The organism is Anabaena sp. UHCC 0204 (genome assembly GCF_009711975.1).
Classification (GTDB): domain Bacteria; phylum Cyanobacteriota; class Cyanobacteriia; order Cyanobacteriales; family Nostocaceae; genus Dolichospermum.
The window spans coordinates 1-13,267 of record NZ_VIKW01000060.1; the positions used below are offsets into that span (position 1 = coordinate 1).

At 37.7% G+C, this 13,267-nt stretch carries 9 protein-coding genes; 1 reads left to right on the forward strand and 8 read right to left on the reverse strand.

The window, feature by feature from the left end:
- Positions 1 to 62 precede the first annotated feature (62 nt).
- Complete coding sequence (locus tag FJR04_RS23850; protein ID WP_168499540.1) at positions 63 to 1,496, forward strand: carotenoid oxygenase family protein; 1,434 nt, start codon at positions 63 to 65, stop codon at positions 1,494 to 1,496.
- Here the strand turns inward: FJR04_RS23850 and FJR04_RS23855 are convergent, their stop codons facing one another.
- The 8 genes from FJR04_RS23855 to fbp all read right to left on the reverse strand — a co-directional run bounded on the left by FJR04_RS23855 (position 1,497) and on the right by fbp (position 12,862).
- Positions 1,497 to 3,941: an ABC transporter substrate-binding protein gene (locus tag FJR04_RS23855; protein WP_168499542.1), complete on the reverse strand. Its 2,445-nt coding sequence runs from the start codon at positions 3,939 to 3,941 to the stop codon at positions 1,497 to 1,499.
- 212 nt (positions 3,942 to 4,153) lie between these two features.
- The gene (locus tag FJR04_RS23860) at positions 4,154 to 5,275 is read right to left on the reverse strand and encodes a DUF1822 family protein (RefSeq protein WP_168499544.1); all 1,122 of its coding nucleotides are present in this window, start codon (positions 5,273 to 5,275) and stop codon (positions 4,154 to 4,156) included.
- A 6-nt stretch (positions 5,276 to 5,281) separates the two neighbouring features.
- Positions 5,282 to 5,947 (reverse strand): sigma-70 family RNA polymerase sigma factor, encoded by a 666-nt coding sequence (locus FJR04_RS23865; protein WP_168499546.1) that lies wholly within the window; start codon positions 5,945 to 5,947, stop codon positions 5,282 to 5,284.
- A 116-nt stretch (positions 5,948 to 6,063) separates the two neighbouring features.
- Positions 6,064 to 7,128 (reverse strand): DUF2207 domain-containing protein, encoded by a 1,065-nt coding sequence (locus tag FJR04_RS23870; RefSeq protein WP_168499548.1) that lies wholly within the window; start codon positions 7,126 to 7,128, stop codon positions 6,064 to 6,066.
- 60 nt (positions 7,129 to 7,188) lie between these two features.
- Positions 7,189 to 8,016, reverse strand: coding sequence for a hypothetical protein (locus FJR04_RS23875; protein WP_168499550.1), 828 nt, complete (start codon positions 8,014 to 8,016; stop codon positions 7,189 to 7,191).
- A 286-nt stretch (positions 8,017 to 8,302) separates the two neighbouring features.
- Positions 8,303 to 9,676, reverse strand: coding sequence for a glucose-6-phosphate dehydrogenase assembly protein OpcA (gene opcA, locus FJR04_RS23880; protein WP_168499552.1), 1,374 nt, complete (start codon positions 9,674 to 9,676; stop codon positions 8,303 to 8,305).
- Between the two features lie 104 nt (positions 9,677 to 9,780).
- Positions 9,781 to 11,310: a glucose-6-phosphate dehydrogenase gene (gene zwf / locus FJR04_RS23885; protein ID WP_168499554.1), complete on the reverse strand. Its 1,530-nt coding sequence runs from the start codon at positions 11,308 to 11,310 to the stop codon at positions 9,781 to 9,783.
- 505 nt (positions 11,311 to 11,815) lie between these two features.
- On the reverse strand, positions 11,816 to 12,862 hold the full coding sequence (gene fbp, locus FJR04_RS23890; protein WP_168499556.1) for a class 1 fructose-bisphosphatase: 1,047 nt from the start codon (positions 12,860 to 12,862) through the stop codon (positions 11,816 to 11,818).
- Between the last annotated feature and the right edge of the window lie 405 nt (positions 12,863 to 13,267).

The window sequence follows — 13,267 nt, forward strand, 5'->3', positions numbered from 1 at the left end:
ATTGTATCTAAAGATAGATTTTAAAATCTCTTGAGAAACACTCTAAAGACCCAAAAATCACTATGCCAACAATTAATAAAAAGTCAACAAAAAAAGCCTGGGCAGGGGCAATATCTCAACCGGGAACAGAGTTTCCTGCTACTCAACTACCTATTATTTCTGGTAAAATTCCTGCTGGTTTGCGGGGTACACTCTACCGAAATGGACCAGGACGACTAGAACGAGATGGTATTCGTGTGGGGCATTGGTTTGATGGAGACGGGGCAATTCTCGCTGTTAATTTTAATGATGTTGGTGCTACTGGAGTTTATCGCTATGTGCAAACCATTGGTTATCAAGAAGAGACTGCTGCGGGTAAATTGCTGTATGGTAATTATGGCATGACTGCACCAGGAATTATCTGGAATCAATGGATAAAACCAGTGAAAAATGCGGCTAATACTTCCGTTTTGGCATTACCTGATAAACTTTTGGCATTGTGGGAAGGAGGTAAACCTTATGCTTTAGATTTGCAAACTTTAGAAACTTGTGGTGAAGATGATTTGGGAAGTTTAACTAAAGAATTAAGTTATTCTGCCCATTATAAGCAGGATATATATACAGGAGAAATTTTTAATTTTGGTGTGACTCCTGGATTAAATGCCACACTTAACGTTTATAAAAGCGACTCTACAGGCAAAATTATCCAAACAGCAACACATCAATTACAAGGAGTACCATTAATACATGATTTTGTATTAGCGGGACAGTATCTTGTCTTTTTTGTTTCCCCAGTTCGATTAAATATTTGGCCAGTTTTGCTAGGAATAAGCACCTATAGTGATTGTTTAGAATGGCTTCCTGAATTAGGAACTCAAATTATAGTTTTTGACAGAGAAAGTTTATCTTTAGTCAGTCGGGGTGAAACTGAACCTTGGTTTCAGTGGCATTTTGCTAATGGTTATGTAGATCCTAGTGGTGCAGTGATTGTAGATATTGCTCGTTATGAAAATTTCCGAACTAATCAATATCTACAAGAAGTAATGACAGGAGAAACTCAGACTATTGCTAATAGTACATTTTCCCAAGTGCAACTTAATCCTCAAACTGGAAAGGTAATTAAAATTGAGCAACTTTCCCAGCGACATTGTGAGTTCCCTAGTGTTCCTGGGCAAAATGTAGGTCAATTTTCTCGTTATACCTATATGTCAGGATTCCAACCAGGAACAGATGTTGGTAAGGAAATTTTAAATAATATTGCTCGTTTTGATCACCAAACTGGAACTTTAACAGAAGCAACTATTGGCGAAAATTGCTATCCTTCCGAACCAATTTATGTTCAAGATTCACAAAATTCTGGACAAGGTTGGATTTTAACTGTGGTTTATGATGGTAATAATAATTGTAGCGAAGTTTGGGTATTTGCCAGCGATTTACTACATGAAGAACCTGTTTGTAAATTAGGATTACCCAACGTTATCCCCCCTAGTTTCCACGGTACATGGAAATCTGCTTAATTACTGTTTGAGTACAAAATTGTAACCTGTGGGGGCATGGGGATCTGGTTGTATTTGCACTAACATAGCCTCACCAAGGCGATCGCCAATGCGATCGCCCCATGATAAAAACTTGATTGTTCCTGTCGCACCTGAAAAAGAAAAGTTATTACTTAAAGCTTGTTGAATATCGGTTCTTGTAGTCCCTTTTTTTTGCATAGCGATCACCACTGTTTTAGTAGCATCAAAAGCCATAGCAGTACGCCACGTAATTAAGCTTTGTTCACCCCAAAGACGATTAGCATTGCGGACAAATTCTTGATTATCTGAAACAGTAATTTGCCAAGGAACTACTATTACCATACCATTTACCGCATCACCAGCAGCAATAACTTTTTTAGTTTGTAAACTAGGGTTTCCTAATAATAATAACTGTCCTTGATTATGATTAGCTAGTTCGATAGCTTGATCAATTCTGTCAACTTGAGGATTTAGGAGAATAGTAGTTACTTTTTGCTTAATTGCACTTTGAATAATCTTCTCACTTTGGAAATCATTAGCTGCAAAATCGCATTTAATTTCATTAACTAACACCAGATTTTTGCTATGAATAGCATTAACAAAAGCTTTTTCAAAAGACTGATCTGCGGCCTTAGAATCACTACAAATAACAATCTTGCTTTTTCCAGTATTTTTGGCATATTCAACCAGAGTTTCAGCAGTTATATTAAAACTAATAACAGTTCTATAAATATAATTACCATCAGTCCGATCTTGACGATCTGTTAATTTTGTAGAACTACTAGTTGGTGAAATCATTACCAACTTTCCAGCTTGATATATATCAGCAGCAGGTATACTGGCATCACTACTATTATGACCAACTACTGCTAAAATCTCCTGATCTTTGACAAATTTCTGAGCAATTTCCTTAGCTATTGCCGGATTATTATCATCATTAGCAATTTGTATTTGTAAGAACTTACTATTTACCCCACCATCATTATTTATTTCTTGTTGAGCTTGCGCTACTCCTCGAAGAATTTCTTGTGCTACGGAAGGATTACTACCTATAGGTACAGCTACACCAATTTTGATTACTTTTTTATTGGCAACTTTGGCATTTTCTAAATATATTTTAGCTTCTGGATCATGGGAATATTCCTGTAAATAATTAGTAAATTTTTTAATAGCTTGATTGTAATTTTTCCATAAAAATGCTGTTGTACCTGCTTGCTTATCTAAATTAGTAACTGAGGTAAATAATACTTTTTCACCATAACTAAAGCGATTCCGCAATTTGATTTCCTTTAAACTCAACCATAAAATAGTACCAATAATCAGGAATAACATAATAGCTATTCCTGACTGAAAAGTTACCTTTTGTAAATTGCGAGGTTGGGGATATTGGAGTAATGCTGCTGCTGGATTTTGAAAAATTACAGGTATCCAAGAAGCACAAGGATATTGACTTTCTAAATTTTCTTGTAAACGCACACGAGCTTGTTGTACAGAGGTATATAAAGATTCTCCAGATGCAAAAACTGTGAGAAAATATTCTAGAAAATGTTGAGCGACAATATCAGGAACAGGTTCTCGCATCACAATAGTATAAGGAATTCGCAAATCAGCTAAATTGCGTGCTAATCCTAATCCATCACAAGAATTAAAAATCGCTAATTTCAATCCTTTTTTAACAGCATATCCCAAGGTATGATGCAATTCTAAAAGTGATAAAGTTTCATGATCATTAATTTGAATTTCTCCCCAACTATCACCTTCTTGACTGCAACTATGTCCAGCAAAAAATAAAATATCCCAAGATTGATTCCATAATTTATCTGCGATCGCTTGACGCGATGGTTGCCACAAAGGTTCAATAATTGCACCTGGTAATTTTGCTGTCAATGCTTGTAAATCTGGTTGAATATTAATTTCTTGACTATTCCCTAAAATAGCCAGAATTTTTACAGGACTTTTTAATTTAATTTTTGATGGTTCATAATCTGAACCAATTACAACTTCTGGTTTATTATGACTAGTATGAAATATTTCCCATAAATGCCAAGGAAGTTTTCTTAATAATAAATCTTGTGTTTGTAAAATAAAGCGAACATGATCCCATTCACCCACTTTTTGTAAAAATTGCCTTTCTAATTTTCTTACAGATGGTTGATTTAACCAATTATTAAAACTAGCTTGGAATTTTTGAGCAGCTTCATCACAAATTTCTGTCATGGATACATTAGTGATTTGAGTTTGGGGAACAGTAATTAACCAATTACCAGGCAATTGATAATAAGCTGATTGCCATTCATAATAAGTTTCAGGAATTTCTAAAGCTGGTGGAAACCTGCCAGAAATTTCTGTAAAATGGGGTTTACTGTCTTCCCAAATTCTAATTTTTACAGGAAATCCTTTTTCAAAACTACCCTCTCCAATCTCGAATATTACCAACTTACCCACGGCTTTTACCCTAAGTGATTTGTCTGACTAAATGACATACAGTTCAGTTAAGGCTAACATACCTCTAAGATACAACGTTGGGTTGTGGAACGTAAACGTTCGGGAAGCAATAAAATGAAACCCAACATCTCCGCGAATTTGTTGGGTTTTACCACCATTCGGTTATCTAAGTTTAAGCTAACCTACAATTTTCTTAACTAAACCGTATTGGTCTAAATGACAAACTTTTCTGTAATGACTGCATTATTTAGAGTAACCCGAATTTGGAATTTTTCACTTAGTTCAGCACAAAATTTTAATTGAATGTAATTATCTTGTTTTTCTCTAGCTTGAACTTCTAAAAATGGCTGTCCATTTTCATATAATCCTGACAATCGTAAATCCGTTGGTAAATAAATTTGATTACCCATTGGATATACTCGTAAAAGTACGGCAAAAGTTTTATCTATTTTTGGTAAAATAGCCACCATTAAAGCTACAGATTTGCCGGCTAACTGCATTCCTAAATCCATAACTCTTCTAGCAGCAATAACAGGATGATTTGGGGTAATTGTCCATAAAATCTCTGCTAGAGTCCAACGAGTTTCTTCATCATCTGTAGTTTGTAAAAGATGAACAAGAAGATCATTTACTTCTACATCGGAATTCTGTAATAATTTTGATGGTAAGATTTTTCCCCAACTGCGCTGGGGATATAATTGTTCAATCACTTGCCAAACTTTTTTGGATGTATCTATCTCAAATCCCCGCACTTTTGAAGAACGAAAGGCCAATTGTGGGCTTTTTTTCAAAGCTAATTCCTCAATACTTTGCCATTGAGACGTATATATTCCTTCTAACCATTGTCTTAATTGTACACCAGAAAATTGATGATAATGTTCTATTAAAAGTTCTAATGGTTGTAACTGTTCTATATTAATTTCTGTTGTCGTCACTGCGGGTAAAAATCCTCTAATTTGAGCTTCTTGGCAAGTTTGATTAATTTCCACTACCACATAACCAAAACGATGATGCCAAACTTCAGGAGGAATATGACAAATATGATCACCTGTTCGGATATATCTACATTCTAAATGTCCAATTCCAGTTAATAATAAATCTGCCACATCTGCACCCATTCTTCCCCAGTAATCCCAACTATAGCTGGCTTCTATTGTGGTAGAAATATCTAATAGTTGCAAGTAATTATTTATGACTTGCACCGCTAAAGTATTCAGGTAGACTTGTTTAGCTTTTTCTGGATTTGGTTGTTCTTGAGCAAATTGCAAAGCTGTATCTCGGAACTTTGCAGAAATAGGAATAGAAATGCTTTGTTGTTCAGTAGGATAATTCATAATTTACTATATATCAAAGTAACCTTCACTATCAAAATAAGCTTGAGATTTACCAAAATTGAGAAGACGGGGAAAGCATTGACGTTGATAGAAATTGCTCAAAGTTGCGACAGGTATACCAAACTCTACAGATAAATCTAACCAAGATGTTTCCGGTGGTAAACGACGAGAAATTAAAACGTAACAATTAATATCTGGATGATCTCTGATATGAATACGTTTTAGTTTTGAATAATTTGTTTTTAACCATTCTTGAATTTCATTTAATATTGGTCTTGGTTCTGTAGGTGCAGGAATTAAATTTGCAGGATCTATTTGTTGATCGTTTTCTTGTGAAAGTAAATCGAAGTTATTTTTTTGTTCATAAAAACTAATGCGTTTATCTTGCAACCGATAAGTTAAGTAACTGTTAATCCAAGTAATCACGCTACTTTTTTCAGGATTATAAGGTTCTTTTGTAGTAGTCGCTTCACAAAGATTTCGGCAAAAATACCACCAAGTTTCCTGTAAAGCTTCTTCTGCATCAGGTATACCTACACCACGCAATAGTTTACCTGTTTTTTGAATCAATAAAATAATCTGATTGAGTCCTTTTTGACGGGCAATACTACCCCTGGGATGTTGACAGGTTTCTTGAACAATTTGCAGGATTTTTGCTTCTAATTCATCCATTTGATTAGGTTAATTTAATTGTTGATTTATTTACACCATTGTGTACTAGGAAACGCTCTAAGCTGTATAAAATATTCTTACTTTAGCATGAGGTGAGGTGTAAATACTGCTGACTATTAACCACCACCACCATCTCCACCGCCACAATCTCCACCACCACCATCTCCACCGCCACAATCTCCACCACCACAATCTCCACCGCCACTATATCCACCGCTACTATATCCACCGCTACTATATCCACCGCCACCACTATTACTACTATTACTAATTAGTGGAATCACTTCTTTATACTCATTATGGTAAGAGCAGTTTTTACAGTGACAGATTACCCTGCGTGTTCCTGCATATCGAGTAGATGCTGGCAATAATACTTTATAAGTCCGGTTGAGCGTCAATTTTTTGCATTGAGGACATTTCAGATGATTAATTAAACAAATGATAGTAAAGGCCAAGAACATAAAAAAAAACATATATATAAATCCAAGAAAAATGGGGTTTCCGGCTTTACCTTTTTGCCAATTAGGTTGAGTTAGGTTAAGAATGTTGCTAGGAAATGTGATCTGAACTTCTAACTCTTGTTGTGGGAGAATAGACTGATTAGCAACAAATTCAAAAGTTCTAGAATTGACCTGACTGGCTGTAGCTGGTGTACCAAAATTCGTAAAATTAAGGACTTTGCTTGATAATAATTCTGGTAATTTTACTCGGATCTTTGCTGCATTAACAGGAGCTTTTCGCTTCGGAAAAATCGCTTTCCAGTAAACTTGAGTATTCTGACCATTGATATGTAACCCACCAACTACACGATATTTTAAAATAAAGGTACGTGCTTCTGGTGGTGTTAATTGATGTTGCCAGCGAATCCAAAATTGATTATTTTGAATTCCGGTTTTGCTAGGAATAATTTGGTTATTTTCTTGAACTGTCACATCCCTAATTTCATCAACCTTATTTAGATAAATATAGCGATATCTTTTATGAGAGTGAGCAGATTCAAAAACATATTTTTGTTCCTCTGTAACCAACATATCTCCGTTCGTTTGCACATCAATATTCACATGGATATAGTCCCAATAAAATGGCACTTGTTGGGCAATAGCATGAGTAGATGTAATCAGAACCATCACTAATACAGCTATTAAAGAAAACCCAATTCTTCTCATCAAAAATTTCTTCATATTTTCCTTTTCTCTGTGTCCTTTGCGCCTCTGCGTGAAATAAAATCTATATCTTAGAGATTAGCCACCACCACCGCAACCACCACCACCGCAACCACCACCGCCACAACCACCGCCGCCGCAACCACTACTACCACTGCTACTACCACCACTCCTGCCACCACCTCTGCCACCGCCACCACCTCTGCCAATAGATGCAAATATGAAGAATGTCACAAAAAAAGCGATCGCTCTTAAAAACCAAGTGACGATAGTATTTTCAAAACTTTGCGAAGTTTGGGAATTGCTATTATTTGATGCCAATAAAAGCTGAGAATTAGTGAATATTAATGTCAATGTCAACAGAAATGCTAGATAAAATCTATGAGGAATCAAACGAGAAATATCTATCTGAGGAAACTTTAAATTAGGTTTAGATACAATCCAATTTTTGTGAGTATCTACACGCTGAAAATTAGCTTCTTTATCAAAACGAATATGAGCAGATGGCCAAATATCTATCGGTGGAGTTTCTCCAAAAAACTGTTCATAACTGACTAAAGTATTCAGATACCAATTATTAAATTTATGATATTCCTGATTACCGCCACGAGTGGGTCCATGATCTAGTTGTGTACCCAATATTCCACAAAAATCTTGCCAATAAGATTGAGTATATGTTAAATGTAGATGCCAAACTTGATCTACTTGATCAGAAGGCGTAACTGGATGTCCTGCAAAAACAGCAATAACGGCAAACTTTTTATATTCTTCAATTACACGCTGAGTATATAAAATTGTCCAGTTATTTTCCCTTGCTAACCTCTGACTAAAAGAAAAAGAAACATTTTTTTGATCTAAAGAAAATTCTTGAAGACGTTGATATAATTCTGCTTGTTGAAGATTCATAAATTTTTGGAAATTAATCTTTGCTTATATGAGTTCTTCTGTCAATGCAGAGTTATATTATCTATAACTTTACAAAACTTTACAATCAAGAGAAAATAAAAGGTGGGAAACCCCACCCTACCTTTCATTATTTATAGGACTTACGCAAGATTGAACTCAAAACCTGATTCTTGCGTAGGGGTAATTCATGAATTACCCCTACTTCCGTTCTGTTTTGCGTAAGTCCTGATTTATAGCGAACTGTACCTAGACAGAAATAGATGTTAGCTGTCACCTGCTGTATTATCTATTTCCTTAACTTAATAGTATTGCCAATGACAGTCAGACTTTCTTCAAATAAAGCCTCACGTCCCCAGCGTTGTACCTGTTGACTTAACAATACTTCTGCTTTTTGTTCCGAAAGAGAACTTACCTGTTGGAACAACCCAGAAGATTGAGCGCCGCCATGGGTTTCCATTCGCATACAACCGCCAGTTTCTGAGCAAATTACAGTTCCGCAATTAGCTTGAGGATTGGTAGAACTTAAACGCAAACCAATCAAATCACCGATAATTTCACCCATATCAGCAAGAGGAACACCTGCTAACTCGGCTTCTATGTGTTTTTGGTCTTGAGACAGGAATTGGATATAAGTGATGTCATAATCACCGTTTTCCTGTCTATAGGAAATTGGCTGCCAATCTAAGCGATTAGCCAACCAACCCAAGTACAGTAATGCTTGAGCAGCATTACCTTTTTCATAATCAATATTGACACGATCAATTTCCTTGAGGGCTGCGCGACGGTTAGGAGCGTCGAAAGCTTCTGCTGTCAATTCTTGCCATGCTGACAAACGTCGCCAATTCAAATCAGCTAAAGGTACACCAGTTTCTACCAACTGTTGCAAGCTGAGTAAATCATCTTCTGGTGTATTAAAGTTGCAAGAATCAACAATGACATTATTGCAAACTGCTGCTAATCGTTTAAACAAAGGATTAGCAGCATCTGGTGTGGCTTTCCACCATAAAAATTTAGGTAAACCACCGATTAACAAAGCGGGAATCATGCCCCCAATGCGTTCTAAAGCCGCAGCAGTCCCGGTGAGTGTAATATATTCACAGCATATCAGCGTGCTAGAAGACTGCTTTTGGATTGGGCAATAGGCAGATACTTGAGCCTTTACCCCTTCATCATCCCCAGCAATAGGACATAAAGCAATAATCCGACAAGGATTACGGATAGCAATTTCATCAGCCAGGGTGGGGCTAGTGGGGCTGAAAGTATAGCCCATTGCTGCACCATGATTATCTCCCTTTGGTCCGGGGTGTTGCTTTTGGAAATATTCTTGCCGTAAAGCCGTTAAAGTTTCTGCTGTAGGACTACCAGTTTCTGGAAGTTGATGTTTTTTCTGTACAGCCTGCAATGCTGTTTTAGTTTGGGGACCCAAAATACCATCAACTGGACCATTATAAAAGCCGGTTGCAGTTAACAAATACTGAGTTTCTTCGGGTTCGTAAACTACCAAAGTAAATGTTGTGGCGCGGGTAGCAGCAGGTAAACCACCATCTGCCCCTTGAATACCGTAACTTTGCCAAACTTGATTGAGTTCTGCCTCAATTTCTGTGAGGGAAACATCCTTGGGTGCTTGCAAAGAAAAAATCGTAGGTGCTTGGGAAACCATAGTTAATTTTGTCAGTTGTTCGTTGTCAGTTGTCAGTTGTTCGTTGTCAGTTGTTCGTTGTCAGTTGTCAGTTGTTTTGCTACTGACCACTGACCACTGACTAATTAAAGTCTGCGCCAACGACGGCCGTCTTGGTTAATTAATAATTCTGCTTCTTCTGGTTCCCAAGTACCAGCTTCATACTGAGGAACGGTAGCAGGATTTGCGGGTAAATCCCATACAGAAAGGGCTGGTGTAACTACTTGCCAAGCTGCTTCTACTTCGTCTGCCCGTGTGAATAGAGTTTGGTCGCCCATCATACAATCAAGGAAAAGGCGATCGTAAGCATCGGAAGTAGCGGAAATACCAAAAGAACCATAGCTAAAATCCATATCTACGGAACGGGTGCGGAAATCACCACCAGGCATTTTTACATCGAACCGCAGGGAAATACCTTCATTAGGTTGTATCCGCATCGCCAAAACGTTGGCGTTTGCTTGTTGAGCAGCCGAGGGGAACATTCTAGAAGGAACTTCGCGGAAGTGAATGGCAATTTCACTCACTTTTTTTGGCATCCGCTTGCCAGTCCGTAGGTAGAAAGGAACACCTTTCCAGCGCCAATTATCTACTAGAAACTTCATGGCTACATAGGTGGGAGTAGTTGATTCAGGATTAACTCCTGGTTCATTGCGATACCCTTCCACTTGTTTACCTTTCATCCAGCCAGCACTATACTGTCCTCGAATTGCTGATTGTGACAAATTATGGACATCTGCCAAACGAGTAGCTTGTAGCACCTTTACTTTTTCTGTACGGATACTATCAGCATCCATAGAGTTGGGTGCTTCCATTGCTGTTAAACAGTAAAGCTGCATCAAATGATTTTGTAACATATCCCGCAGTGCGCCGGCGCTTTCATAGTAACCAGCCCGGTCTTCTACTCCTACGGTTTCTGCTACGGTAATTTGGACATGATCAACAAATTGCCGATTCCATAGAGGTTCAAAAATGGCATTGGCAAAGCGGAAAACCAGCAAGTTTTGAACTGTTTCTTTACCCAAGTAGTGGTCAATACGATAAACTTGGTTTTCTTTACAAAACTTCTGTACTACTTGGTTGAGGTTTTGAGCAGAAGCTAAGTCACGACCAAAGGGTTTTTCGATGACGAGACGATGTTTTTCTGAGTCATCTAGCATCCCCGCTAATCCTAGCTGCTTAATAGCTTCAGGGAAGAAGTTAGGTGCAACGGAAAGGTAGAACATCCGGTTTCCCCTTGTTCCCCGTTTCTCGTCTAGTTCAGCCAATAAGGTTTTGAGTTTTTGGTAGCCTGTAGGGTCATCTATATTCCCTGGACAGTAAAACAAACCTTGAGAAAAGTCTTGCCAAAGTTCGCCTAGTTCTACACTAGCGTGAGCTTCTTCCATGCCTTTTTGCATTTGCTCACGGAAGTATTCATGACTCCATTCTCGACGGGCTACTCCGACAATGGTTGTTTCTGCGGGAATACGTCTTTCTCTCCGCAATTTATATAATGCTGGGACTAACTTCCGCCAAGTTAGATCTCCGGAAGCACCAAAGATGACGATAATTTGCGGTTCGGGCATCCCTTGTTGCTGTAGACCAACGCGCAATGGATTTTCTAACAGACTGACCATAGGAGTTTAGATTTTAGATTTTAGATTTTGAATGTTGAATTGGGGTTTAGGTGGCAAGAAGGAGGCACAAAGTAAGGATCTATATTCTCCTCATTTCCTGATTTTTTGATCCTTTCCTACCCCTACTTCCCCAATTCCCTCTACAGGTGAGAATAGCTTGACTTTGCTTTGTAAAGAGTTCATGAATGACACAGAAAGGACACAGACAGCATATTGTAGGTAAATAGAGTACAGAATTTAAGTCAAAAGTCGAACATCAGCTTTGTTATAATTCTGACACAGTGATTTGGTTATGCAAATCTCTATCCATAATGTTATTTGTGGATAGAGAGTCTATAGTTTTAGAACCACCAATATTACTATTAATGTTGGGGTCTTGTAAGGTTTTGATGAGTGTAGAAAACTCTAGTCAGCTTTTTTTTGGAGCGATCGCTAGAAATTTCTCTTGCTTTTTCCTCGTAGATTTTGGTATGAATGTGAAGATTGGCAGATGCTATAGTTTTGTCTATTTACCTGTTTGCAGAAAAGATTTCACTTTGTCCACATTTTCTTTACTGCCAATAATTAACGGTGTCCGCTGATGTAGTTTGGTAGGTACTACATCTAAAATATCCATTGTTCCTGTACTAGCAACACCGCCAGCTTGCTCAATTAAAAATGCTAAAGGCGCAGTTTCATACAACAAACGTAATTTACCTTCTGGTTTTTGTAGTGTTCCTGGGTAAAGAAAAACTCCGCCCTGTAATAAAATTCTGTGAATATCGCTCACCATTGCGCCACTGTAACGGGAGCTATAGCCTTCAGTGCGATGCACATAACGGATATATTCTCTAAAAGGTTCATCCCATTGCCAGAAGTTACCATCATTAACGCTATAAGTAGCAGCGTGATTTGGCATTTTGATATTTTCTTCACACAGAATAAACTCACCCAGGCTAGGGTCAAGAATAAATGAATGTACTCCTGTACCTATCGTATAAACCAGCATGGTGCTTGGACCATAGAGAATATAGCCTGCGGCTAATTGCTTGCGTCCATCGGTGAGCAAATCCTTCGCTTCACCATCAATATCTGTTCCTTCTTGCTGACGAATGGCAAAAATCGAACCTAAACTGAGATTGTTATCTGTGTTAGATGAACCATCAATGGGGTCATAAAGGAGAGTATAACGACCAATGGGGCAGTTTTCAGGGATATAATAGGGTTTTTCCATCTCTTCGGAAGCAAGACGACAAACTAAGCCGCTTTGTTTGAAGACGGAAATAAATACTTCATTGGCGTAAACATCCATCTTTTTGACGGATTCTCCCTGGACATTGACTTCTCCAGTAAATCCTAGAACCCCTTCCATTAAACCAGCACGACTCAAACGACGAGCAACCAGTTTACCTGCTAAAGCGATGCGATTCATGAGCGCACTTAAATCTTGTGCATCTGGACCAAAACTCTGTAGTTGTTGGAGGACGTGGCGGGATAATGTTGTACAATCACGATCTAGGGCTTTATCTGTAGCACTGTTGACAGATTCTAAAGATTTTTGTGCTTGCGTCATGTTTATTATTTCCTCCCAATTTGCGATTGGGTGATTTTTTGCTTTTGGCGATTTTATTCGCTACTTCTATCTTAGAAAAGTAATTTGATAACTTAAAACTGATTTTATATAAACTAAAGAATTCAACTGCTTTGAGACAATCCTCACTAGCTACTGGAGTTATTCGCTTCATAAAATAAGTATACTGTTAAACCTAAGTAGCTTGGGTTGTTCGTGTTAGCATTGCAAAGCAATGGAACAAAACCCAACATTTATAAGCATTTGTTGGGTTTCGCTGTCTTTTAACCTAATCTACAAAAACTCTTAACCAAACAGTATTGATTTCACATCTACCTACTTACTGAACAGGCAACTGCTGAGAAAGATCAAAGTTGGTAACAATATTAATATTTCCTAAAAGTAAAA